Annotated in this window: 23 protein-coding genes; 13 read left to right on the top strand and 10 right to left on the bottom strand. The window is 60.8% G+C overall.

The features are described from left to right. The first annotated feature begins 45 nt into the window (after window positions 1-45). The 8 genes from cobU to M2397_RS13000 all read left to right on the top strand — a co-directional run bounded on the left by cobU (window position 46) and on the right by M2397_RS13000 (window position 5,338). Complete coding sequence (gene cobU, locus M2397_RS12965) at window positions 46-567, top strand: bifunctional adenosylcobinamide kinase/adenosylcobinamide-phosphate guanylyltransferase (protein WP_259243460.1); 522 nt, start codon at window positions 46-48, stop codon at window positions 565-567. After that, window positions 564-1,619: a nicotinate-nucleotide--dimethylbenzimidazole phosphoribosyltransferase gene (cobT, locus tag M2397_RS12970; protein ID WP_145336982.1), complete on the top strand. Its 1,056-nt coding sequence runs from the start codon at window positions 564-566 to the stop codon at window positions 1,617-1,619. The genes cobU and cobT overlap by 4 nt, the downstream gene beginning before the upstream one ends. After that, on the top strand, window positions 1,616-2,191 hold the full coding sequence (gene cobC, locus M2397_RS12975; RefSeq protein ID WP_167656586.1) for an alpha-ribazole phosphatase family protein: 576 nt from the start codon (window positions 1,616-1,618) through the stop codon (window positions 2,189-2,191). Before cobT ends, cobC begins: the two co-directional genes overlap by 4 nt. 2 nt (window positions 2,192-2,193) lie before the next feature. Further along, the gene (locus tag M2397_RS12980; protein ID WP_259243461.1) at window positions 2,194-2,922 is read left to right on the top strand and encodes an adenosylcobinamide-GDP ribazoletransferase; all 729 of its coding nucleotides are present in this window, start codon (window positions 2,194-2,196) and stop codon (window positions 2,920-2,922) included. A gap of 42 nt (window positions 2,923-2,964) precedes the next feature. Then, a complete protein-coding gene (locus M2397_RS12985; RefSeq protein WP_090400092.1) occupies window positions 2,965-3,369 on the top strand; it encodes a MarR family winged helix-turn-helix transcriptional regulator in 405 nt (134 codons plus the stop codon). A gap of 63 nt (window positions 3,370-3,432) precedes the next feature. Then, on the top strand, window positions 3,433-4,632 hold the full coding sequence (locus tag M2397_RS12990; RefSeq protein WP_259243545.1) for an MFS transporter: 1,200 nt from the start codon (window positions 3,433-3,435) through the stop codon (window positions 4,630-4,632). Further along, a complete protein-coding gene (locus M2397_RS12995; RefSeq protein WP_259243462.1) occupies window positions 4,629-4,751 on the top strand; it encodes a hypothetical protein in 123 nt (40 codons plus the stop codon). Before M2397_RS12990 ends, M2397_RS12995 begins: the two co-directional genes overlap by 4 nt. A gap of 35 nt (window positions 4,752-4,786) precedes the next feature. After that, a complete protein-coding gene (locus M2397_RS13000; RefSeq protein WP_259243463.1) occupies window positions 4,787-5,338 on the top strand; it encodes a glutathione peroxidase in 552 nt (183 codons plus the stop codon). A gap of 65 nt (window positions 5,339-5,403) precedes the next feature. Here the strand turns inward: M2397_RS13000 and M2397_RS13005 are convergent, their stop codons facing one another. From M2397_RS13005 to M2397_RS13020, 4 genes are all read right to left on the bottom strand, one after another. Beyond that, window positions 5,404-6,687, bottom strand: a complete 1,284-nt coding sequence (locus M2397_RS13005) for an OmpP1/FadL family transporter (protein WP_259243464.1) — start codon at window positions 6,685-6,687, stop codon at window positions 5,404-5,406. A 146-nt stretch (window positions 6,688-6,833) separates the two neighbouring features. Next, window positions 6,834-7,316 carry a hypothetical protein gene (locus M2397_RS13010; protein WP_065946840.1) on the bottom strand — a complete coding sequence of 161 codons (483 nt, stop codon included), beginning with the start codon at window positions 7,314-7,316 and terminating at the stop codon, window positions 6,834-6,836. Window positions 7,317-7,594: 278 nt separating this feature from the next. After that, window positions 7,595-7,816, bottom strand: coding sequence for a hypothetical protein (locus M2397_RS13015; protein ID WP_010563939.1), 222 nt, complete (start codon window positions 7,814-7,816; stop codon window positions 7,595-7,597). Window positions 7,817-8,258: 442 nt separating this feature from the next. Next, window positions 8,259-8,564, bottom strand: a complete 306-nt coding sequence (locus M2397_RS13020) for a hypothetical protein (RefSeq protein ID WP_131698600.1) — start codon at window positions 8,562-8,564, stop codon at window positions 8,259-8,261. 457 nt (window positions 8,565-9,021) lie between these two features. Between M2397_RS13020 and M2397_RS13025 the strand changes: the two genes are divergently transcribed. Both M2397_RS13025 and rmuC read left to right on the top strand, forming a co-directional pair. Further along, on the top strand, window positions 9,022-9,345 hold the full coding sequence (locus tag M2397_RS13025; protein WP_065940585.1) for a hypothetical protein: 324 nt from the start codon (window positions 9,022-9,024) through the stop codon (window positions 9,343-9,345). Window positions 9,346-9,520: 175 nt separating this feature from the next. Then, window positions 9,521-10,885, top strand: coding sequence for a DNA recombination protein RmuC (gene rmuC, locus M2397_RS13030; protein ID WP_178116757.1), 1,365 nt, complete (start codon window positions 9,521-9,523; stop codon window positions 10,883-10,885). Window positions 10,886-11,008: 123 nt separating this feature from the next. Here the strand turns inward: rmuC and M2397_RS13035 are convergent, their stop codons facing one another. From M2397_RS13035 to M2397_RS13045, 3 genes are all read right to left on the bottom strand, one after another. Further along, window positions 11,009-14,479 (bottom strand): PAS domain-containing hybrid sensor histidine kinase/response regulator, encoded by a 3,471-nt coding sequence (locus tag M2397_RS13035; protein WP_131698599.1) that lies wholly within the window; start codon window positions 14,477-14,479, stop codon window positions 11,009-11,011. A 119-nt stretch (window positions 14,480-14,598) separates the two neighbouring features. Then, window positions 14,599-14,982, bottom strand: a complete 384-nt coding sequence (locus M2397_RS13040; protein ID WP_027603821.1) for a YbaN family protein — start codon at window positions 14,980-14,982, stop codon at window positions 14,599-14,601. A gap of 20 nt (window positions 14,983-15,002) precedes the next feature. Continuing rightward, entirely contained in the window at window positions 15,003-15,590 is a 588-nt protein-coding gene (locus tag M2397_RS13045; RefSeq protein ID WP_131698598.1) for a YecA family protein, read from the bottom strand. A 279-nt stretch (window positions 15,591-15,869) separates the two neighbouring features. Between M2397_RS13045 and recQ the strand changes: the two genes are divergently transcribed. Both recQ and M2397_RS13055 read left to right on the top strand, forming a co-directional pair. Next, entirely contained in the window at window positions 15,870-17,996 is a 2,127-nt protein-coding gene (gene recQ, locus M2397_RS13050; RefSeq protein ID WP_259243465.1) for a DNA helicase RecQ, read from the top strand. Window positions 17,997-18,117: 121 nt separating this feature from the next. After that, the gene (locus tag M2397_RS13055; protein ID WP_131698596.1) at window positions 18,118-18,552 is read left to right on the top strand and encodes a MarR family transcriptional regulator; all 435 of its coding nucleotides are present in this window, start codon (window positions 18,118-18,120) and stop codon (window positions 18,550-18,552) included. Between the two features lie 59 nt (window positions 18,553-18,611). Here M2397_RS13055 and M2397_RS13060 read toward each other — a convergent pair whose 3' ends face one another. Then, complete coding sequence (locus M2397_RS13060) at window positions 18,612-20,801, bottom strand: patatin-like phospholipase family protein (protein ID WP_259243466.1); 2,190 nt, start codon at window positions 20,799-20,801, stop codon at window positions 18,612-18,614. Between the two features lie 84 nt (window positions 20,802-20,885). On the opposite strand from M2397_RS13060, the gene M2397_RS13065 reads away from it, so the two are divergent. Beyond that, the gene (locus tag M2397_RS13065) at window positions 20,886-21,173 is read left to right on the top strand and encodes a SelT/SelW/SelH family protein (RefSeq protein WP_131698594.1); all 288 of its coding nucleotides are present in this window, start codon (window positions 20,886-20,888) and stop codon (window positions 21,171-21,173) included. Window positions 21,174-21,214: 41 nt separating this feature from the next. On the opposite strand, the gene M2397_RS13070 is transcribed toward M2397_RS13065, so the two are convergent. Together M2397_RS13070 and M2397_RS13075 are read right to left on the bottom strand one after the other, a co-directional pair. Further along, window positions 21,215-21,496 carry a hypothetical protein gene (locus M2397_RS13070; RefSeq protein WP_027603827.1) on the bottom strand — a complete coding sequence of 94 codons (282 nt, stop codon included), beginning with the start codon at window positions 21,494-21,496 and terminating at the stop codon, window positions 21,215-21,217. Window positions 21,497-21,627: 131 nt separating this feature from the next. Further along, window positions 21,628-22,512 carry a DMT family transporter gene (locus M2397_RS13075; RefSeq protein WP_145336977.1) on the bottom strand — a complete coding sequence of 295 codons (885 nt, stop codon included), beginning with the start codon at window positions 22,510-22,512 and terminating at the stop codon, window positions 21,628-21,630. Between the last annotated feature and the right edge of the window lie 60 nt (window positions 22,513-22,572).

A 22,572-nucleotide genomic window follows, 5' to 3' on the forward strand; every position in this document is an offset into this window, starting at 1 on the left:
GACTCGCTTCGCATCGTGGATGGGTGGTTGGGTAAGGGGTGTCTCATGCTTCAACTGATTTTAGGCGGCGCTCGTTCCGGTAAAAGCCGTCTGGCCGAAAAGCTCGCCAGCGACAGCGCTTTGCCCGTCATCTATATCGCCACCAGCCAGCCGCTTGACGGCGAGATGAATGCCCGCGTTGCCTTGCATCGTGAGCGTCGTCCTGATCACTGGGGTTTGATCGAAGAACCTGTCGAGCTGGCACGGGTGCTACGCGAAAACGCCGCGCCCGGTCGTTGCCTGCTGGTGGATTGCCTGACCCTGTGGCTGACCAATCTGCTGATGCTCGAAGACGCGCAGCGCCTGGCGTTTGAGCGTGATCAATTGCTGGAAACCCTGGCCGTGCTGCCGGGTGAAATTATTTTTGTCAGCAACGAGACCGGTCTGGGTGTCGTGCCGCTGGGCGAATTGACTCGCCGCTATGTGGATGAAGCCGGTTGGCTGCATCAAGCCTTGGCCGAGCAGTGTCAGCGTGTTGTCCTGACGGTTGCCGGCCTGCCCCTGACGTTGAAAGGTACTGCGTTATGACTGACACCTGGTGGCTCAACCCTTGTAAGGCCATTGACGCCTCGGCGTACGAACAAGCCCTGGCGCGCCAGCAGCAATTGACCAAACCGGCCGGTTCCCTGGGCCAGCTGGAAGCGCTGGCGGTGCAATTGGCCGGCTTGCAGGGCCAGGTCAAACCGTCGGTGGATCAGCTGTGGATTGCCATCTTTGCCGGTGACCATGGTGTGGTTGCCGAGGGTGTATCGGCGTTTCCCCAGGAAGTGACCGGGCAGATGCTGCATAACTTTGTCACCGGTGGCGCGGCCATCAGCGTATTGGCGCGGCAACTGGATGCGCAGTTGGAAGTGGTCGACCTCGGCACGGTGAGTCCTTCGCTGAGCCTGCCTGGCGTCCGTCACCTGAATCTCGGCGCGGGCACCGCCAATTTCGTCAAGGGCTCGGCAATGACCGGCGCCCAGGGCCGATTGGCATTGCAGGCGGGGCGCGACAGTGTGCTGCGCGCCCGTGAAAGCGGTGCGCAGTTGTTTGTCGGCGGCGAGATGGGCATCGGCAACACCACCGCCGCCAGTGCGCTGGCCTGCGCTTTGCTCGATTGCCAGGTGACCGACCTGACAGGCCCGGGCACCGGGTTGAATGCCCAAGGCGTCAGTCACAAGGTGGCGGTGATCGAGCGCGCGCTGGCCTTGCATGCCGCGCAGCGCGGGGATGCGCTGCAAACCCTGTGCAATCTCGGTGGATTTGAAATCGCTGCCTTGGTGGGCGCTTATCTGGCCTGCGCCCAGGAAGGCATTGTGGTGTTGGTGGATGGGTTTATCTGCACCGTCGCTGCGCTGGTCGCCACGCGCTTGAACCCGGCGTGCCGCGACTGGCTGCTGTTCGGTCATCGCGGCGCGGAGCCTGGCCATCGCCATGTCTTGCATAGCCTCGACGCACAGCCGTTGCTGGAACTGGGCCTGCGCCTGGGCGAGGGCAGTGGCGCTGCGTTGGCGGTGCCGTTGCTGCGCCTGGCCTGTGCGCTGCACGGGCAGATGGCGACGTTTGCCGAAGCGGCCGTGGCAGACCGTCCGGCATGACCTTGCACCTGGACCTGCTGCGCCATGGCGAAACCGAACTGGGGGGTGGCCTGCGCGGCAGCCTGGACGATGCATTGACTGCCAAGGGCTGGGAACAGATGCGCGCCGCCGTGGTGGCGCAGGGGCCTTGGGATCGGCTGATCAGCTCGCCGCTGCAACGCTGCGCGCGCTTCGCGGATGAGTTGGGTGCGCGGCTGCATCTGCCGGTGAGCCTGGAAAAGGATCTGCAAGAACTGCACTTCGGTGCATGGGAAGGGCAGAGTGCGGCGGCGCTGATGGAGACCGACTCCGAAGGTTTGGGCCGGTTCTGGGCCGATCCGTATAGCTTCACGCCGCCCGAGGGCGAACCGGTCAGCGAGTTTTCCCAGCGGGTTTTGGGCGCCGTCCTACGCCTGCATAAGGCGTATGCCGGTGAGCGTGTGCTGTTGATCAGCCACGGAGGGGTGATGCGTTTGCTGTTGGCCCAGGCTCGGGGGCTGCCCCGTGAGCAGTTGCTGAATGTCGAAGTCGGTCATGGCGGGTTGTTCAACCTGCAAGTCGCCGCCGATGGCGTGTTGAAGGAAGGAATCTGAGCATGCTGCCGTTCTGGATCGCCGTGCAGTTCCTGAGCAGTTTGCCGATTCGCCTGCCGGGTATGCCGCAACCGCAGGAGCTGGGGCGCTCGTTGCTGTTTTATCCCGTGGTCGGGTTGCTGTTCGGCGTGCTGCTGTGGGGCCTGAACACACTATTGACCGGATCACCGCTGTTGTTGCACGCCGCGCTGCTGCTGACGGCCTGGGTGTTGCTCAGCGGCGGCCTGCACCTCGATGGCCTGGCGGACACTGCCGATGCCTGGCTGGGTGGCTTCGGCGACCGCGAGCGCACCCTCAGCATCATGAAAGACCCGCGTAGCGGGCCGATTGCCGTGGTCACCCTGGGCCTGGTGTTGCTGCTCAAGTTCACCGCGCTGGTGGCTTTGATCGAACAGCACAACGGTGTGGCGTTGATTCTCGCGCCGTTGATCGGGCGGGCGTCGATGCTAGGGTTGTTCCTGACCACGCGTTATGTGCGAGCGGGTGGGTTGGGCCAGGCGCTGTCGGATCATTTACCGCGCATCGTCGGTCAACAGGTGCTGATCCTCAGTGGCCTGGCCTGCATCCTGATCGGCGGTTTCAGCGGGGGGCTCGCCGTGCTGCTCGCGGCTGTGTGTTTCATGGGACTGCGTCAACTGATGGTCAATCGTCTCGGCGGCACCACCGGCGACACCGCTGGCGCGCTGCTGGAGCTGTTGGAAGTCGCTGTTCTGGTCGGTTTGGCGTTGTAACACTTTCTTGCATTTCCTTAATCGCGGGTATATACACGTTCCATGCTTGCCTCCCAATGTTTATGCACCAACCTGCGACGTGCCGCCCGGGGCGTCAGCAGGCATTACGACGGCGCCCTCGACGGCTTCGGGATCAACGTCGCCCAGTATTCCTTGCTGTGCAACTTGCAGCGCCTCGATCAACCGAGCATTTCCAGCCTGGCCGACGCCATGGGCCTGGATCGCAGCACTTTGGGGCGCAACCTGCGGGTGTTGGAAGGTGAGGGCCTGGTGCAGATGGTGGAGGGCGATGACCTGCGCAACCGCCTGGTGCTGTTGACCGCAGCCGGTGAAGAGCGCCTGGCCGCAGCGTTACCCGCCTGGGAGGCGGCGCAACAGAAATTGATCGATCAACTCGGCGCGGAAAAACGCGAAACCCTGTTGGCCTTGCTGGATGAACTCGCCTGAACGCGGGTTTGTTCGAACACAAGCGGGTATATACCCGTGAGCGGAGAATAAGAAATGACGTCGATGTGGCGCACCAGCGGTTGGATCCTTTTAGGGAGTGCGCTGATCCTGGCGTTGTCCTTGGGCGTGCGGCACGGTTTCGGCCTGTTCCTGGAGCCGATGAGCAGCGAATTCGGCTGGGGCCGTGAGACCTTTGCCTTTGCCATCGCCTTGCAGAACCTGATCTGGGGCCTGGCGCAGCCGTTTACCGGTGCCCTGGCCGACCGGTTCGGCGCCACCAAGGCGGTGTTTGTCGGCGGGGTGTTATACGCCGCAGGCCTGGTGTTGATGGGCATGTCGGATTCGGCGTGGTCGTTGTCCTTGAGTGCGGGCCTGCTGATCGGTATCGGCCTGTCGGGTACATCGTTCTCGGTGATTCTGGGTGTGGTCGGCCGCGCCGTGGCGCCCGAAAAGCGCAGCATGGCCATGGGCATTGCCAGCGCCGCCGGTTCGTTTGGCCAGTTCGCCATGGTGCCGGGCACCTTGGGCTTGATCAGTTGGCTGGGCTGGTCGGCCGCCCTGCTGACGCTGGGCCTGATGGTGGCGCTGATCCTGCCTCTGGTAAGCATGCTCAAGGACCGCCCGCTGCCGGTGATGGCTGGCCAGCAAACCCTGCGTGAAGCCTTGAAGGAAGCCTGCTCCCACTCCGGGTTCTGGCTGCTGGCCTTCGGCTTTTTCGTCTGTGGCTTCCAGGTGGTGTTTATTGGTGTGCACCTGCCAGCTTACCTGGTGGACCAGCACTTGCCTGCCACGGTCGGCACCACGGTGTTGGCGTTGATCGGGCTGTTCAATATCTTCGGCACCTACACCGCCGGCTGGCTCGGCGGGCGCATGTCCAAGCCGCGCTTGTTGACCGGGTTGTACCTGCTGCGCGCGGTGGTGATCATACTGTTCCTGTGGGCGCCGGTGACCGAGGTCACGGCCTACCTGTTCGGCATGGCAATGGGCTTTCTGTGGTTGTCCACGGTACCGCTGACCAACGGCACGGTCGCCACGTTGTTTGGGGTACGAAACCTGTCCATGCTGGGTGGGATCGTGTTCCTTTTCCACCAGCTCGGCTCGTTCCTTGGCGGTTGGTTGGGCGGGGTAGTCTATGATCGAACCGGTAACTACGATTTGATCTGGCAAGTGGCGATCCTGTTGAGTGTGCTCGCCGCAGCCTTGAATTGGCCGGTGCGTGAGCGGCCGGTGGCGCGATTGCAGGCGCAGATGGAGGCGGCATGAGTGCGACCTGGTATTGGTTCGGCGGGGCAGCAGCGATAGCGCTGTTGCTGGCCCTGGCCTGGTGGGGCTGGCAGCGCGGTGGCCTGGCGTTGATGCAACTGGGTACGTCGATCTGTTAAGTTCGATCCCTGAACTTTTTAAAGGACGTTTCGACATGCAGATGCGCTGGCTTGCTGTACCCGTGCTGATGGCTGCTTTTGGCGGCGTGGCGTTGGCTGCCGATTGCCCGCCGTTGCTGGAGGGTCAATTGCCCAAGCTGCGCGCCAAGGAATCCATCGACCTGTGCCAACGTTTTGCCGGCAAGCCCTTGGTTATCGTCAACACGGCGAGCTTTTGCGGGTTCGCGCCGCAATTCAAAGGCCTCGAAGTGCTGTATCAGCGCTACAAGGATGAAGGGTTGGAGGTGATCGGCGTGCCATCCGATGACTTCAAGCAGGAAGCCAAGACCGGCGAAGAAACCGCCAAGGTCTGCTACGTGAATTACGGCGTGACCTTCACCATGACCGAGCCGCAGAAGGTCAAGGGACCGGACGCGGTGCACCTGTTCAAGGTATTGGCGCAGCAGAGCAACGCGCCGAAGTGGAATTTCTACAAGTACGTGGTGGATCGCCAGGGCAAGGTGATTGCCGATTTCTCCAGCCTCACCAAGCCAGACAGCCCGGATCTGATCAAGGCTGTGGAGCAGGCTATAGCGTCTAAACCCTGATTATCGGTCACTAAAAAGCCCCGCCTCCTTTGCAGGAGGTCGGGGCTTTTTTACACCCGTCTGGATCAGAAGGTGTAGGTCATGCCCAGGCCGAAACCGTTGGCACTGTTTTCGTATTTGGCGCGGTAACTGGCTGTCGACGGGGCGTCAGCAGTTTGGTTGATCTTGACGTCTTCTTCTTTCAGATACGAATACGCCAGGTCGACTGTCATGTTATCCATGACTTTGTAGCCCAGGCCCACGCTGAAGATCGTACGGTCGCCAGTCGGGATGCGCGGCGAACGATCGGTGTTGTTGGTCGGGGATTGGTCGAAGGTCAGGCCGGTACGCAGCACGACTTGCTTGGTCAACTGATACGAGGTACCCACGGCGTAGGCCCAGGTGTCGTGCCAATTTTGTTCTTCGGTGATGGAACCTAGTTGGCTTGGCGCCAGTAAGCCGCCTGCGGCCGTTACGCCTTCGTTGTTGACAGTGATCTCTTTCAGGCGACTCCAACGCGTCCAGGTTGCACCGCCATAGAGTTTCCAGGCGTCGGTCAGGTCTTGGGTGACGGACAGGTCGTAGGACTCTGGGGTGTCGATTTTCAGCGAGGCGTCGTAACGGTTGTTACGCAGGAACGGCTGAGTGGCCGCTGGGCCGCTGACGGTGGTGTGGCCTTCGAGCTTGTACTTGACCTTCGAGTGGTAGGTCAGGCCCACGCGTGTGGTGTCGGTGGCCTGGACCAATACGCCGACGTTGAAACCCAGGGCTGTATCGTCACCCTTGATTTTTACGTTGGTATCGGAGGCAAGCGGGCTGAGGGTCTTGTCCGACTCGAGCACACCGGAAATCCGGTTGATGGTCGGGCCAAAACCGATGGATACACGGTCGTTGAACGCGTAGCTGACAGTTGGCTGGAAGGTCATGACCTTCACTTCGCTCTTGCTGCCAAAGCCACGGCCCTGGAAGCCGTTTTCATAGTCGGTCACCAGGCCGAACGGTGCGTATACACCGAAGCCTATGGCCCACTGATCGTTGAGTTTGTTGGTGTAGAAACCGAATGGCACTGCGGTGAACGGAACCATATCGCCTTTGTTGGTACCGCGAGAGTTGCCACCGGTATTGCTGATGTCGGTCGACGCATCAATGGCAGCAACACCGCCGGTGATTTGCTGGCCATTCAGGCGGGACATACCGGCCGGGTTACCGTAGACAGTGCTTGCATCATCGGCAGAAGAGGAGCGACCTGCGAAACCCGTACCCATCCCGCTGACGCTCTGTTCGTTCAGTGCGAAACCGCTTGCGAACAGTTGGGAGGATGCCATGGCAACGGCGAGGCTAAGTGTGGTCTTGAGCATTACTTTTTTCATTATTAGAACTCCGGGGTGATCACCGCTGCGGAAAGTATCAATAAAATTAACATCGCGCTATAGGCTGTAATGTAGGAGATAGAGCGGTTTTGTAGGACAATCCGACCAGAATTCTGCTTTTTTGGCGAATCTTGCAAATTGCCCGGTCAGCAGGCCACGTGATTCAAGGGGGAAACACAGGTTTGCCAGGCTTGGGTGAAATCCCGCAGCCTTCCTTGAGGATGAAATATTTCTTTCCAGATACGCGCCATGGCTAAAACATCACCGGGTGGTGGCAGGGCGGGGCTGTGCTGTTCGACCAGCAGCCAAGCGATGGCCGTGGCGTAACGCAGGTTTACGGTGAGTTCCAGCTGGGGCGCGCTGAGGAAGGCATGTTGGCTGGCGAGCCCGCGTACCAGGCTGGCGCGCTCGGGGTCGAGCGCCAGGTAGTTATCCCACAAGGCGCGATGGCGAGGTTCGGTGATGCTGTACAGGCCATGGCCGCGTCGATCGTGTAAGGCAGAACCCAATTCCGACTGGCTGGCCGCGATGCCCAGCAGCAGTGACTCAGCCGTTGGGCTCTGCTGGCCGAGGTACGTCAGCGTTGGCCGGATCACATAGCGACACAATTCACTGGCTGCGATACCCATACATGCCTCAATCCGTGAAAGGGGTCGACGAGTCCTGAGATGGGGGCTTGGCAGCAGTGGATCGGATCTCAGGCTCGTCGGAAGCGGATCATGCCGCTTGAGTTGAAGTGTAGTGTCATATTCATGATGTAAAAGACTGTTTTTAAAACATCTTCCTCATCCAGTTATAACGTTTATATCGATTTGAACTTAGTACAAAGGCTCAGGGTACGAATTTCGGGCAATAAAAAACCCTGTGTTTTAAACAGGGTTTTTTGTGTTTCAGCGACTCGGGTCGATCAGGCAACCAGTGCCTGACGGGTACGCTCGATCACGGCCTGCAGCGGTTCAGCGCTGGAGTATTGATCGGGGTACAGGCGTTCGCTGTGACGAGCGATGCCGTGTTCGTTGACCAGGGTGAAGCTGAAGCAGCCTTTGCGAGCGGCCATGATCAGGCAGTTCATTGGAGCAAAAGCGTTGGTGAGGGTGCGAATGGCATCCTGAGTGTGGATAGCGGACATATTATTGGTGTTCCTACAAATGACACGGATAAGAACCGTGCAACGTTAAAACGTTCCAGTAACGTTGATCACCATTGATCAAACGAAGAACCTGACTGGAACAAAGCAGCCAGTTTGAAGCGCTAATAAGTTAGGCGCGCTTGGGCTGGCAGGTAGGTACTTAGGAGGGCAGGCAACACAACAAGGGCAAAGGTTCTGGGCCCGGGGTGAAGATCCTGATCAATTTGCAGGTTGGTTCGGTCAGAGTATGGAAACTTCGCGGCACCCTTTGCTTGTTCAAAGGCAGTGTCGTCGCAAGTGATACCTGGAAACCATCGAGGTGGTCGATCCCGTGTTGTTCAGGGGAGTTGTTCGACCAGAATTGACTTTCAGCTTGGTACTAACGCTGCGGATAGTAACGGATTGGAACAGGTAATGGAAGCGCGTTAATCAAAAACTGCAATCAACCGCCCAGCAGGCCGCGATACACCAGCACCGTGACGGCGGCGGCCAGGGAACAACCCAACCCATAGGCGGCCAGGGTCAGGCGCAAGGATTGGCCGGTCTCGACCATCTTCATCACATCGCCCATGTCATCGACACGTCCTTCACCCAGCTCGATGCACACGCTCGCGGCGGTGAAAGCGGCCGATAGCAGGATGGCGATGGCAAACAACGCCCCATCCGGGGATGGCAGCGCGACATTGATCCCTAATGAAATGGCACAGATGGCCAGTAACAACACGGCGAATAATAGAATTCCTTTCATCAGCCCACTCAGCCTTGCGTTGTCCGTCGGGCAGTGTGGCGAGCCTGAAAAGATTTGAAAAGTCCCTGTTTTGCTTCGGCGGTAACATTTTTGAAGGCTGTCGCTTCAAAAAAAGCCGGGGATATAACCATCGGATCGGTACTTGTGCACATTAGTTGCGGCGTGTGTAACCGGGCTGTCAATTGCTGGACAAGGCCGCCATTTGCCTGCAATGGAAATTTAAGTCAATGAAAAATCTGGCTTTTTTTTATTGGTGAAAAAATCGTCAGTTTGACTGCGGGCCCCGTTCCATGGGCGTTTGCGCGAGTTAAAGGCTGGTTGTCCACTGAGTTATCCACAGCTTCTGTGGATTGTCCCGAGCGCTTGCTCTAGAACGGGGGTGCAGGGTTTTTTCAGCTTTACCTGTACGAAAAAAAGAGTAGAGTGGCGCGCCTTCCGTTCTGTCCCACAGTGCTTTATGAAGTTTCGCTCAGTATCACCTTCTGTTACCGACATCCCCCAGACTGTTACCGCGCCCAAGCGTTTTTCTTTGAAGGTCGCCCTGTGGTTGCTCGACAGCCCACGCCTGGGGCACAGCACCAACGTCAAACACTTCGCCGGGCGCTTGCTCAAGCAGCCGGCCCGTGAGGGCGTAGTGGCTGCGCAAAGCCGCCTGGGCCAATTGATGTGCCGTGAGTGCGGCAACGCCCGCGACCGCCGCATCGGCCACGATCTGCTGCGCCTGGCCGCCCGTGCCGGTGACCGCCGTGCCCAACGAGAACTGGGTCAGGTCGAAGACTGAGCTGTCCTCACGCTCTACGCTTGGTTAACCTTGCTCCTTTTCGGTGATGGCAGAAATGGCTATGGTTTTTGACTGGACCAGTATTGCCCTGGGCCTGGCTGGCGCCGCAGTGCCTTTATTGGCGGTGTGCTGGCAGATTCAACGGCGGTTGACCGCGCGGACCACCGGCTGGGAACTGCTCGAAGAGCGCCTGGCCACTGCGCAACTGGCCCAGGAAGGCCTCACCGCTCAATTGGATGCCAGTCGCGATGAAATCAGCGATCTGAGCCAGGCCAATGCCGCCAAGCAAGCGGACCTCGCTGCCGTGCGTCGGGAGGTCGAGCTGTTGCAGATCGACCGCGATAATGCCCGCGACGCCGCCCACGCCTGGAACCTTGACCGCAGCGCCAAGGAAACCGAATTGCGCCGCCTTGATGCATTGTCGGCCGCCTTGCGCGCCGAACTGCGCGAGCAGCAGGAAAGCCATCAGCAGCGCCTCGCCGACCTGCAAGGCTCGCGGGACGAATTGCGTGCGCAGTTCGCTGAGCTGGCCGGCAAGATCTTTGATGAGCGTGAGCAGCGCTTTGCCGAGACCAGCCAGGAGCGCCTTGGCCAGTTGCTCGATCCCTTGAAGGAACGCATCCAGTCCTTCGAAAAACGCGTCGAAGAGAGCTATCAGAACGAGGCTCGCGAGCGCTTTTCCCTGGCCAAGGAGCTTGAGCGCCTGCAGCAACTGAACCTGCGTCTGTCAGACGAAGCCACCAACCTGACCCGCGCCCTCAAGGGCCAGAAAACCCAGGGCAACTGGGGTGAGCTGATTCTCGAGCGCGTGCTGGAGCACGCCGGCCTGGAGAAGGGCCGCGAGTACCAGACCCAGGTCAGCCTCAAGGGCCCGGACGGCGAGCGTTTCCAGCCGGATGTGCTGATCATGTTGCCTGGCGACAAGCAGGTCGTGGTGGACTCCAAAGTCAGCCTGACCGCTTACCAGCAGTATGTCGCAGCCGATGATGAGGTCATCGGCCAGACGGCCTTGAAACAGCACGTGCTGTCGCTGCGTAATCACGTCAAAGGTTTGGCCGGTAAGGATTACAAACGTCTGGAAGGCCTGCACAGCCTGGATTTCGTGTTGTTGTTCGTGCCGATCGAAGCCGCTTTTTCCGCGGCCTTGCAGGCCGAACCGAATCTGTTCCAAGAGGCTTTCGACCGTCATATCGTGATCGTCAGCCCAACGACGCTGCTCGCCACCCTGCGGGTAATCGACAGCCTGTGGAAACAGGAGCGCCAAAGCCAGAACGCCCGCGAAATTGCCGAACGCGCCGGGTGGCTGTACGACAAGTTCGTGCTGTTTATCCAGGATCTGGACGAAGTGGGCAATCGTCTACAGCAATTGGACAAGGCTTACAGCGCGGCGCGGAACAAGCTGACAGATGGGCGTGGAAACCTGGTCAGTCGCACCGAGCAATTAAAGTTGCTCGGTGCGCGTGCCAGCAAAAGCCTGCCGGCGGATTTGCTGGAGCGGGCGATGACCGACGCCGACGGTGTCGCGCATCTTCCCGAATAAACACATTCCGAGAGGTGGGAGGGGGCTTGCTCCCGATTGCAGTGGATCAGGCACAGATGGTGTGACTGATGCTCCGCTATCGGGGGCAAGCCCCCTTCCACATTTTGACTGGGTACATCCGGCTTATAGAGGTAAGTGTCGACTCAGCAACGCCCGTAACGCGGCTGGTTTCACCGGCTTGGCAAGGTAATCCAACCCCGCCGCATGCACCTCTGCCACCATCTCCGGGCGGCCGTCGGCACTGATGACCACGCCGGGGATCGGCTCCGCCATTTGTGTACGCAGCCAGCCCATCAACTCGGTACCGGTCTCACCGTGATCGAGGTGGTAATCCACCAGTGCCAGTTGCGGGCGTATGCCTTGCTCCAGCAGCGCCGCACATTGCGCCTGATCGGTGGCAGTCCACACCTCACAGCCCCAGCGTGTCAGCAGGCTGCGCATACCGATCAGAATGCTCTCTTCGTTATCCACGCAGAGCACTTGCGCGCCGCTCAAGGGCAGGCCGTTTTCATGTACTGCTTTGACTTGCGGGCTGGCCTGGTTGCGCGCCAGCGGCACGCGTACGCTGAACACGCTGCCCTTGCCGGGCCATGAGCGCACGCTCAGACGATGGTCCAGCACTCGGCACAGGCCGTCGGCAATCGCGAGGCCCAGGCCCAGGCCTTTCTCGGCGCGGGTCTGGTGGCTGTCCAGGCGCTTGAACTCTTCGAAGATCACCTTCTGTTTATCCTGCGGGATACCGGGGCCACGGTCCCAGACTTCCAGGCACAGCTCGCCCTTGCGCCGGCGTACGCCGAGCAGCACCGAGCCATCGGAATACCGGAAAGCGTTGGTCAGGAAATTCTGCAAAATCCGCCGTAGCAGCTTGATGTCGCTGTCGACGCGCAAGCGGCTGCCCCGCAGGCGGAAGCGCAAGCCCTGCTCTTGGGCCAGGGCCTTGAATTCGGCGCCAAGGGTATCGAACAACTCATTGAGTACGAAAGGCTGGCGCTGCGGATTGATCTTGCCGTTTTCCAGGCGGGAGATATCCAGCAGGTCGCTGATCAGGTCTTCGGCAGAGCGCAGCGAGCTGTCCAGATGCTGCACCAGTTGCCGTGCCTCGCTGGACAGGCCGTCGTTCTGGTGGGAGAGGGCGGCGGAGAACAGGCGTGCGGCGTTCAACGGCTGCATCAGGTCATGGCTGACCGCCGCGAGGAAGCGGGTCTTCGACTGGCTGGCGGACTCGGCGACGCCCTTGGCATCGGTGAGCGCCACATTGAGCTGCGACAGTTCGTGGGTGCGCTCGGTCACCCGTTGTTCGAGGCCTTCGTTGGCCTCGGTGAGTGCCTGCTCGGCCTCGCGGAACGCGGTAATGTCGGTGAAGCTCATGACGAAGCCGCCGCCGGGCATCGGGTTGCCGATCAGCTCGATCACCCGTCCATTCGGGAACAGGCGCTCTGACGTATGCGCGCGGCCCTGGCGCATCCAGTGCAGGCGGCGCGCCACGTGCACCTCGGCTTCGCCCGGCCCGCACAGGCCGCGCTCGGCGTTGTAGCGAATGATGTCGGCAATCGGTCGGCCTACGCTGATCAGCCCGTCCGGGTAATTGAACAATTCCAGATAGCGCCGGTTCCAGGCCACCAGCTTGAGGGACTGGTCCACCACACTGATACCCTGGGTGATGTTCTCGATGGCGCCTTGCAGCAATGCGCGATTGAATTGCAACACTTCGGACGCTTCGTCGGCGATGCGTACGACATCCTCCAGTTGCATTTCCCGCCCTTCGATCGCCGCTTTCACCACGGCCCGAGTCGAAGATGCACCGAGTACACCGGCCAGCAAGCGTTCGGTGTGGGCGATCCAGTCGTTGTCGGCATTCTGGTTGGGGTTAAAGCCTTTGCCCTGGCGATAGGCGAAGCGGATAAAACTCTGTTGGGCCCGTTCTTCACCGACAAAACGCGCGGCCAGGCTGAGCAGGTCGCTGATCTGTACCGACAGCATCGAGCGGGCACTCGCGCGCTGACTGATTTCCTGGCCGATAAAACGCCCGGCTTGCCAGTGTTCCGACACGCGCGTGCGCGACAGCATCGACACCCACACGAACAGCGTGAAGTTACCTGCGAGGGAGAACACCGTGCCCAAGGTCAGTGAGGTGACGGACAAACCGAGCGGGTGCGAATGCATCCACGTCAGCCCCGGGAAAAGGGTGAGGGACCAACCCAGGCTTTTCGCGGTAACCGGTAGGACCAAGGTGTAGAACCACAGGAATGTACCTGCTGCCAGCCCCGCAAACACGCCACGGCGGTTGGCCTGTTTCCAGTACAGCGCGCCGAGCATGGCCGGGGCCAGTTGGGTCACGGCGGCAAAGGCGATCTGGCCGATGGTCGCCAGGCTTGCGGTGGAGCCCAGCAGGCGGTAGCTGACATACGCCAGCAGCAGGATGATCACGATGCTGACCCGGCGCACCGACAGCATCCAGTGGCGGAACACTTCGAACGGTCGCTCGGCGCTGGAACGGCGCAGCAGCCAGGGCAGCAGCATGTCGTTGGAGACCATGGTCGACAACGCGATGCTCGCCACGATCACCATGCCGGTGGCCGCCGACGCACCGCCGATAAACGCCAGCACGGCGAGGGCCGGATGGGCTTCGGCCATGGGTAGGCTGATCACGTAGGAGTCCGGCAGCACCGAGCCAGGCAGCATCATTTTGCCGCCCAGGGCGATCGGCACTACGAAAAGTGCGGCGAGGATCAGGTAGGCCGGGAACACCCACTTGGCCAGGCGCAAATCCTGTGGGTCGATGTTTTCCACGACCGTCACATGAAACTGTCGAGGCAAGCAGATGATCGCCATCATGGCGACGCCGGTTTGCACCACCATCGACGGCCAGTTGATGGTTTCCTTCCAGTATTCCTCCAGGCGTGGTGCGAGCATCGCCTGGCTGAACAGGTCGCCGAAACCGTCATATAGGCCGTAGGTCACAAACGCGCCGACTGCGAGAAATGCGAACAGCTTGACCAGGGACTCAAATGCAATCGCCAAGACCATGCCACGGTGGTGCTCCGTGGCGTCCAAGTTGCGTGTACCGAACACAATGGTGAACAACGCCAGCACCAGGGACACGATCAACGCGGTGTCCTGGGCGCGGGTGCCGGTGGTGTCCGCGCCAGCGCCAATCAGCAGGTTGACCCCCAGCACGATGCCTTTGAGTTGCAGGGCGATATAAGGCAGCACGCCCACCAGGCAGATCAGCGCGACCACCACCGCCAGGGACTGGGATTTGCCATAGCGTGCAGCGATAAAGTCGGCGATGGAGGTGATGTTTTCCTGCTTGCTGATCAGGATCATCTTCTGCAGCACCCAGGGTGCCAACACCAGTAGCAGCACCGGTCCCAGGTAGATCGGTAAAAACGCCCACAGTTGTTCGGCGGCCTGGCCTACGGCCCCGAAGAAGGTCCAACTGGTGCAGTAGACGGCCAGCGACAGGCTATAGACCCAGGCACGCATGCGCGGCGGCAGCGGCGCGCGGCGACGGTCACCGTAGAAGGCGATGGCAAACATAATGGCCATATAGGCCAGGGCAACGGCGGCGATCAGCCCGCTGGACAACGTCATGGTAACTCCGAGCATGAGAACACCCAGGCATTCCGGGCCCGGTTGGACAGTCTCGCATGATGCCTGGGGTTAGTCAGTGTCGACCAAGGTCGTGTGGGATCTAATGTCGCAGTGGGCGCTTAGCGCGGTGGCAGGGTTTTCTGGCGCAGGATGTAGATTGTCACCAGCACGGCGCTGGTCAGCATGAACCCGCGGGCCCATGGCAGCGGTACCAGGTAGCAGGAAAAACCGATACTCAGCCACATCAGGCCGATGGCGTAGACCTTGCCCTTGAGTGGAATGCCGTTGCCGTCCAGGTAATCACGAATCCAAGGGCCCAGGCGCGGGTGTTCCACCAGCCACTGGTAGAAACGCGGGGAGCTTCGAGCGAAGCAGGCGGCGGCGAGAAGAAGGAAGGGTGTGGTCGGCAAGACCGGCAGGAAAATACCGATCACTCCCAACGCTACGCTCAGCCAGCCGATGGCCAGCAGCACGTAACGCAGGAGCAGCGAGCGATTGCCCATGGGTGTCACGGGCAGGCGACTCAGTGGTGACGTGGCTTGAGGATCGCCGGTTTTTCGTCAGGAGCGTTGCACAGCAGGTACAGGGCGGTCAGCGCTTCCGGGATCTGTACGATCATGTCGTCCATCAGGTTGGCGTCGGCGGCGATGTCGGAAAATTCAGCTTCTTCCTCAAACAGCCCCGAGCCGACCATGATCGGCAGCAGCATTTCGCTGACTTCTTCCTCGGCGGATTCGAACCAGGCAGCTTCGCGCAGGAACACGCCTTCCATGAAGCCGATGCACCAGCCGCGCAGGTCGGAGTCGTCCGGCTCTTCGCCGAGGTCCAGGTCGCACGGCAGCTCGAACTCCTCATCGGAAGCCAGTTGGCGACCGATGTGGGCCTTGAGGGCCAGCAGGGTGGATTCGATTTCTTCGCGCTGTGCGGCGTCGGCGTAGTGCGGTTCTTCGGCGAACAGCGCGTCGATCCATTCACGGTCGGGAACGACCTCGGAGCAGATCGACAGGGCGGTCAGGTAGCCGTGGGCGGCCACGTAGTCCAGCGCCTCGTCATGCAGCTCATCGGCGTCGAGGAAGGCTTGCAGGCGGGTTAGTTGCTCAGCGAAGGACATTGAAGGACTACCTTGGGAATAAACGATGCTGAATTCTAGGCTTTCTTGCGCGCCCAAGCCAGTCGGCATGCATATTTGCCAGGTTTTTGAGACAGGCTGCAATTCGTCAGCGGCGCCCTTTGCCGGATGACGCTCGGGTATACTGCCGCGTTTTGTGATGCCCCTGCAGGCCAAGCGCCAGGCCGAGAAAACTTCGCTTACGGATTATTTTCCGTGAAGCCGAAGTTTTTCGGCCAGCCTGTACAGAGGGATTTCGGCACTATTTTGTTGGAGTTATACATGCTCGATCAGGCTCAACGCGTCCTCAAGGACATCTTCGGCTACGACAGTTTTCGTGGCCGCCAGGGTGCGATCATTGAGCGCGTGGCCAAGGGTGGTGATGCGCTGGTCCTGATGCCTACCGGCGGCGGCAAGTCGTTGTGCTTCCAGGTACCGGCGTTGTTGCGCAACGGGCTGGCGGTGGTGGTGTCGCCGCTGATCGCGTTGATGGATGACCAGGTCGCGACCCTGGAAGAGCTCGGCGTCGCTGCCGCTGCGTTGAACTCCACCCTCAGTGCCGAGCAGCAACGCGACCTGGCCGCGCGGATCAAGCGCGGTGAAGTGAAGATGCTCTACCTTGCACCTGAGCGCCTGGTGCAACCGCGCATGCTGGCGTTTTTGCAGAGCCTGGAAATTGCCCTGTTCGCCATCGACGAAGCCCACTGCGTATCGCAATGGGGGCATGATTTTCGTCGCGAATATTTGCAGCTCGGTCAACTGGCGGAGCTGTTCCCGGACGTTCCCCGCATCGCCCTGACCGCCACCGCCGACAAGCGCACTCGTGAAGAAATCGTCGAGCGTCTGCACCTGCAGAACGCCGAGCGCTTCCTGTCGAGCTTCGACCGGCCGAATATTTTCTACCGCATCGTGCCCAAGGAGCAGCCTCGCAAGCAGCTGCTGGCGTTCCTTTCGGAGCGACGCAGCGATGCGGGCATTGTCTATTGCCTGTCGCGCAAGAAGGTCGATGAAGTGGCTGCATTCCTCTGCGAGCAGGGCTATCCGGCGCTGCCGTACCACGCCGGCCTGCCCAACGATACGCGCTCTGCCCACCAGAAACGCTTCCTCAACGAGGAAGGCCTGACCATGGTGGCTACCATCGCGTTCGGCATGGGCATCGACAAATCCAACGTGCGCTTCGTGGCCCATATGGACCTGCCCAAGTCCCTTGAGGCCTATTACCAGGAGACTGGGCGTGCCGGTCGTGATGGCCTGCCAGCCGATGCCTGGATGGTCTACGGCCTTCAGGACGTGGTGATGCTCAAGCAGATGTTGCAGAACTCCGAAGGCGATGAACGCCATAAACGCCTGGAGCAGCACAAGCTCGACGCGATGCTCTCATTGTGTGAAGAGACCCGCTGCCGCCGCCAGACCTTGCTGGCGTACTTCGACGAGGACATGCCGCAACCGTGCGGCCACTGCGATAACTGCATTGATGGTGTACAGACCTGGGACGCCACCGAGCCGGCCCGCCAGGCACTGTCGACGATCTACCGCACCGGCCAGCGTTATGGCGTAGGCCATCTGGTGGATGTGTTGCTGGGCAAGGACAACGAGAAAGTGCGCAGCTTCGGCCACGAAAAACTCTCGGTCTATGGTGTCGGCAAGGCCCGTGCCGAAGGTGAGTGGCGTTCGCTGTTCCGGCAGATGGTTGCGCGTGGCCTGGTGGACATCGATATCGAAGGGTATGGCGGCCTGCGCCTGAACGACAGTTGCCGGCCGCTGCTCAAGGGCGAGGTGAGCCTGGAGCTGCGCCGCGACCTCAAGCCGCAGACTACCGCCAAGACCAGCACCAGCCAGGCCAGCCAGCTTGTCCGGGGTGAAGAACGTGAGCAGTGGGAAGCCCTGCGTACCCTGCGACGCAAACTGGCCCAGGAACACAGCGTGCCGCCGTACGTTATTTTCCCCGACTCCACTTTGCTGGAAATGCTGCGCGAGCAGCCCACCACCATGGCCGAAATGGCGCGGGTCAGCGGCGTCGGTGCGCGTAAGCTGGAGCGCTACGGCCAGGCGTTCCTCGAAGTGCTCGGTGGTCAGGTCGAAGCACCGAAGGAAATCGCCGATATTCGCCATGAACTGATCAGTTTGGCACGCGCCGGCATGACCCCGGTCCAGATCGCCGGCCAGCTGCAATGCTCGGAGAAAAACGTCTATACCTTGCTGGCCGAATCCATCGGCAAGCAGCAGTTGTCCCTGGAGCAGGCCCTTGATTTGCCGGAAGATTTGCTCGGCGAAATCCAGGACGCATTCCTCGACGGAGAAGGCGAATTGCCACCGGTTGCGGAGATTGCACCGCTGTTTGCAGGGCGTGTGCCGGAAGGGGTTTTGTACTGCGTGCGGGCCGCTTTGCAGTCTGAATTCGAAATTTAATGTGCCAATTACGTCAATGTAACGAATCAGTACATAGCAAGTCTTGCCTAGTGACATGGCTCATGCTTAGCTGACTAATAATTAGCCATACTTTATTTTCAGTCTAAACCATGAGTTTTTTATGCCGTTAACCGATCAACACCGTTTTGGCATGCAGCTGGCGCAAATGTCCCGAGGTTGGCGCGCTGAGCTCGACCGCCGTTTGGCCGGGCTGGGCCTGTCCCAGGCGCGCTGGCTGGTGCTGCTGCACCTGGCTCGTTTCGAAGAAGCGCCCACCCAACGTGAGCTGGCGCAAAGCGTCGGCGTAGAAGGGCCGACACTGGCCCGGTTGCTCGACAGCCTAGAAGGCCAGGGCCTGGTGCAACGCCAGGCCGTGGTGGAAGACCGTCGCGCCAAACGTATCCTGCTGTGTGACACCGCCAAGCCGTTGATCGAGCAGATCGAGACGATTGCCACGGCTTTGCGCCAGGAACTGTTTATGGGCATTGACGAAGAAGATATGCGTGTATGCATGCGGGTGCATGGGCACATCCTGGCGAATCTGGAAAAGTCCTGATTCGACCACCGCAGCCTCGCTTGCGCTCGACAGCTGCTACACGAGCGTGAACGGGGGGGTTAGAAGGTTTGCCCGAGGTTCAGGTACACCGCCTTCTGATTATCATCGTTGAACCCATAGCTGAAATTCAGCGGCCCCAGCGGCGTATCAAACCCGAGGAAAATACTCGCTGCGTTGATATAGCCGCTGTCGAATTCATTGTCGTTGTTCCACGCGCGGCCGCGTTCCAGGGAGGCGCCCAGGTACAGCGGGAAATCCAGCGGCAGGTAGGAGCGCGGTGTCAGCCGGCGGTAGTACACCGCGCGCATCAAGCTGATGTTCTGCCCGGAAATCGCATCCTGGCGGAAGCCCGACAACTGCCGCGCACCGCCCAGCAGGAAGCTGGAAATCACCACGTCCGAATCATCCAGGGTGCGCCCGTAGCGACCGCCCAGTACCAGGGTGTCCGGGCCATGGCTCATGGCCTTGTCCAGCTTGAACTCCCATTGTCGATAGCGCTGGTCCGAGCCCAACCCCGGTTCGAATTCGCGAAAGGCCAGGCCAATGTCCTCGCCGCTGTGGGGGAAGTACACGTTATCCAGGGAGTCGAAGGAGTACTTCAGTTCATAGAAGCCTTCGCTGAAGCTCACACTTGGCAGGTCGCGGTCGCCGATGCGCACATCCGCCTTGCCCCAGGCCTCGCCGACACCGAAGCGGATCTCGCCGCTGTTGCCGATCTGGCGTCCCACGTTCAGGCCGAAGCCGTAGCGTTCCAGGCGGTATTCGGAAATGGGGTCGTTGTCCAGGATCAGCTCGACGTTCTGTGCCTGGGCGCTGATATACGGTGCGACAAAGTAGCGCGAACCGGTGTCCATCGGCTGGTAGAACTCGCTGTAAAGCTCCTGCCGATCACCGATCTGTACCCGCGTCAGCCACTCGGCACCCAGGCGATTGATGCCGTTCATGCGGTAGCTGGCGCCGAGGTTGAAGGCGCTGTCGCCGCGCATGTCATCCGACAGGTTCAGACCCAGGCGCAGGTAGTCGGTGCCGCTGCGTTTGCCGCGCGCGCTGATCACCAGGGTGTTCTCCTGGCCCTTTTTCACCACGCGGTATTGCACCTGCTCGAAGTAATCCAGGCCATACAGAGTGCCCATGTCGGTTTGCAGGCGGCCAAGCTCCAGCGGTTCGCCCAACGGTTGGCGGATGTAGTAGCGGATCACGTCGTCGCTGACTTTCGAGTCGTTCTCCACCTTGATCGCAGTAATCACCGGGGTGCGTTCGCCCGGGGTACGCGCGGCTACCAGTTGCGGGTCGATCGGCTCGGCGGGGCGCAAATGGGCCAGGCGCAGGTCGAGGGCGCGGGTGGCGCGGTAGCCGGCGTCGATCATGTCCTTGGCGCGGCCGAAGTCCGTCACGCCATAGGCGGCCAGCGGCGGCTGGATCAGTACGTCCTTGGGATGCAGGGCCTTGAGTTGTTCTTCGGAGTTGCGCCGGGTCATCAGGGTGATGGACTGGTTGAGCACATCCACCACCGTTGCCAGTTGCTTGCGTGAACGCAAGGGGGTGCCGATGTCGACCACGATGGCGATGTCCACGCCCATCTCGCGCGCCACATCCAGTGGGATGTTATCGGTCATGCCGCCATCCACCAGCAGCCGGCCATCCAACTCCACCGGGGCGAACACGGCCGGAATCGACATGCTCGCTCGGATCACCTGGGGCAGGTGGCCCTTGCTGAACACCACTTTCTCGCCAGTGGTGATGTCGGTGGCCACGGCGCGAAAGGGGATTGGCAGCTTGTCGAAATTACGCGTGTTGCTGGTATGGGCGAACATGCTTTCCAGCAACAGCGCCAGGTTCTGGCCCTGGATCACGCCAAGGGGCAGGCCGAGGCTGCCGTCATCGCGGAAGCTGAGCTTCTGCTTGACCAGGAAATCCCGGTCATCCTGCTTGCGTCGAAACGGCACGTCTTCCCGTGGCGGTGCGTCGGACAGCGCCTGTTGCCAGTCGATGCCCAGCGCCAGTTTTTCCAGTTCATCGATCTTGTAGCCCGACGCATACAGCCCGCCAATCACCGCGCCCATGCTGGTGCCGGCGATCGCGTCGATATGAATACCCTGTTCCTCGAGCGCCTTGAGCACGCCGATATGCGCCAGGCCCCGGGCGGCACCGCCGGACAGTACCAGGCCGATTTTGGGGCGAGGCGTCTCAACGGCATCGGCGACAAGAGGGAGCAGGCAAAGAAACAGGCAGGACAACAGGCGGCGCATCATGAATCTCGAGGCTGGGCGATAAAGGCCGGTATTATAGCCATCCGATCCGCTGAGCCCGTTACGCCAGGAGCCTGTCAAATTATGTCGTTGACCAAACCCGAGATCGTTATCACCTATTGCACCCAGTGCCAGTGGCTGTTGCGCGCCGCATGGTTGGCGCAGGAGCTGCTGAGTACGTTTGCCGAGGACCTGGGTAAAGTGGCGCTGGAGCCGGCGACCGGCGGGGCGTTTCGCATCACCTGCGATGGCGTGCAAATCTGGGAGCGCAAGGCGGATGGTGGATTCCCTGAAGCCAAGGTGCTCAAGCAACGGGTGCGCGACCAGATCGATCCACAGCGCGACCTGGGCCACAACGACCGTACGCAATGAAGGTCACCGCCACACCAGGACGGTGACCCCTCAGTTCACCGCTATTTAGCGGCCATCTTGCTTTTGATGAAGCCCACGACCCAGGTCAGCACCAGGCCGCCCACGCCGCCGCCGACGATATTGCTGCCGACTGCCGCCACATCCAGCGCCTCGCCGCCCGAAGTGCCGGTCAGCGCGGCGACGACCTGGCCCAGCACGAGCCCGCCGACACCACCCAGCATGGTATTGAGCCCGGTCCCCAGGCTCTGTTTGGTCATGCCGGCCAAATTGCCACCGACGGCACCGCTGATGATCTGAACCAACAAGCTGATGAACATTTCCATGATGAAACCCCTGCATCGCGTTTATGGAGTGACCACTCACGTGCAGCAACTTCAGAAAACACCCTGGCTGTCGTCGAGGAGCCTTTATCCGTTGAACGACGGCTGACTGTTGCGGATGTTTAAAGTATAGATCAGGCCGCTGCAGCAGGCTGTTTGGCCTGGCTGGCGCTGCCCATCAGCCCGGAAAGCACGATGGCGACGATGATCAACGCGCCGCCCGACAGCATGCGCAGGGTCGGCGTCTCGGCAAACAGCAGCCAGGCTACCGTGATGCCGTATACCGGCTCCATGGCGAACACCACCGAGGCGGTGCGCGCCTTGATCACCGCAAGGCTGGCGACAAACAGGCTGTGGGCCAGGCCCGTGCAGAACACCCCAAGCAGACCGATCCACAACCAATCCAGCGCGCGAACGTCCGCCAGCCCCGGCGCGGCCACGGGCAGCAGGCACACGGCGACCACCACGTTCTGGCACAGTGCTGCCTGCACGGCGGGAATCCGTCCGGAGCTGGCGCGGTTGTTCAGCGACAACAATGAGAACAGCAAGCCCGAGACAATCCCCCAAAGCAGGCCGCCCGTGGCTTCGCTGGCGAGGTTGAAGTCCGGCGTCACCAGCACCAGGCCTACGGTGACCAAGGCCACCAGCACGATTTCATTGGCGCGAATACGTTCGCGAAAGATCAGCCCTTCGAGGATCACGGTAAAGGCCGGGAATGCGGTGAACCCCAGCGTGGCGACGGCCACGCCAGCGACCTTGACGGCAATGAAGAACGTCACCCAATGCGCCGCCAGCAACACACCGCTGACCAGCAGGCGGCGCCAGTCCTGCAGCGCCAGGGTTTTCCAGGGGGCGTTGCTGGCGAAGCGTGCAAACACTGCCAGGGCAATCACGGCAAACGCGGCGCGACCGAAGACGATGATGGCCGGGGACGCGGCCGCCAACTTGCCGAAAACGCCGGTAAGGCCAAACATCAGTGCGCCGATATGCAGGGCGCCGAGGGCTGAGCGGGGAGTCATTGCGATCCTTGAACCAACGGGAGTGACAGGTTCGCAGTCTAGAGGGTGCAGGTGTGTGCG

Source organism: Pseudomonas sp. BIGb0381, assembly GCF_024809815.1.
Lineage (GTDB): Bacteria > Pseudomonadota > Gammaproteobacteria > Pseudomonadales > Pseudomonadaceae > Aquipseudomonas.

What these genes read in the sequence shown, in the direction of transcription:
- cobU (WP_259243460.1), top strand. Translation starts at nt 46, where the DNA reads ATGCTTCAACTGATTTTAGGCGGCGCTCGTTCCGGTAAAAGCCGTCTG.
- cobT (WP_145336982.1), top strand. Translation starts at nt 564, where the DNA reads ATGACTGACACCTGGTGGCTCAACCCTTGTAAGGCCATTGACGCCTCG.
- cobC (WP_167656586.1), top strand. Translation starts at nt 1,616, where the DNA reads ATGACCTTGCACCTGGACCTGCTGCGCCATGGCGAAACCGAACTGGGG.
- M2397_RS12980 (WP_259243461.1), top strand. Translation starts at nt 2,194, where the DNA reads ATGCTGCCGTTCTGGATCGCCGTGCAGTTCCTGAGCAGTTTGCCGATT.
- M2397_RS12985 (WP_090400092.1), top strand. Translation starts at nt 2,965, where the DNA reads ATGCTTGCCTCCCAATGTTTATGCACCAACCTGCGACGTGCCGCCCGG.
- M2397_RS12990 (WP_259243545.1), top strand. Translation starts at nt 3,433, where the DNA reads ATGTGGCGCACCAGCGGTTGGATCCTTTTAGGGAGTGCGCTGATCCTG.
- M2397_RS12995 (WP_259243462.1), top strand. Translation starts at nt 4,629, where the DNA reads ATGAGTGCGACCTGGTATTGGTTCGGCGGGGCAGCAGCGATAGCGCTG.
- M2397_RS13000 (WP_259243463.1), top strand. Translation starts at nt 4,787, where the DNA reads ATGCAGATGCGCTGGCTTGCTGTACCCGTGCTGATGGCTGCTTTTGGC.
- M2397_RS13005 (WP_259243464.1), bottom strand. Translation starts at nt 6,687, where the DNA reads ATGAAAAAAGTAATGCTCAAGACCACACTTAGCCTCGCCGTTGCCATG.
- M2397_RS13010 (WP_065946840.1), bottom strand. Translation starts at nt 7,316, where the DNA reads ATGGGTATCGCAGCCAGTGAATTGTGTCGCTATGTGATCCGGCCAACG.
- M2397_RS13015 (WP_010563939.1), bottom strand. Translation starts at nt 7,816, where the DNA reads ATGTCCGCTATCCACACTCAGGATGCCATTCGCACCCTCACCAACGCT.
- M2397_RS13020 (WP_131698600.1), bottom strand. Translation starts at nt 8,564, where the DNA reads ATGAAAGGAATTCTATTATTCGCCGTGTTGTTACTGGCCATCTGTGCC.
- M2397_RS13025 (WP_065940585.1), top strand. Translation starts at nt 9,022, where the DNA reads ATGAAGTTTCGCTCAGTATCACCTTCTGTTACCGACATCCCCCAGACT.
- M2397_RS13035 (WP_131698599.1), bottom strand. Translation starts at nt 14,479, where the DNA reads ATGACGTTGTCCAGCGGGCTGATCGCCGCCGTTGCCCTGGCCTATATG.
- M2397_RS13040 (WP_027603821.1), bottom strand. Translation starts at nt 14,982, where the DNA reads ATGGGCAATCGCTCGCTGCTCCTGCGTTACGTGCTGCTGGCCATCGGC.
- M2397_RS13045 (WP_131698598.1), bottom strand. Translation starts at nt 15,590, where the DNA reads ATGTCCTTCGCTGAGCAACTAACCCGCCTGCAAGCCTTCCTCGACGCC.
- recQ (WP_259243465.1), top strand. Translation starts at nt 15,870, where the DNA reads ATGCTCGATCAGGCTCAACGCGTCCTCAAGGACATCTTCGGCTACGAC.
- M2397_RS13055 (WP_131698596.1), top strand. Translation starts at nt 18,118, where the DNA reads ATGCCGTTAACCGATCAACACCGTTTTGGCATGCAGCTGGCGCAAATG.
- M2397_RS13060 (WP_259243466.1), bottom strand. Translation starts at nt 20,801, where the DNA reads ATGCGCCGCCTGTTGTCCTGCCTGTTTCTTTGCCTGCTCCCTCTTGTC.
- M2397_RS13065 (WP_131698594.1), top strand. Translation starts at nt 20,886, where the DNA reads ATGTCGTTGACCAAACCCGAGATCGTTATCACCTATTGCACCCAGTGC.
- M2397_RS13070 (WP_027603827.1), bottom strand. Translation starts at nt 21,496, where the DNA reads ATGGAAATGTTCATCAGCTTGTTGGTTCAGATCATCAGCGGTGCCGTC.
- M2397_RS13075 (WP_145336977.1), bottom strand. Translation starts at nt 22,512, where the DNA reads ATGACTCCCCGCTCAGCCCTCGGCGCCCTGCATATCGGCGCACTGATG.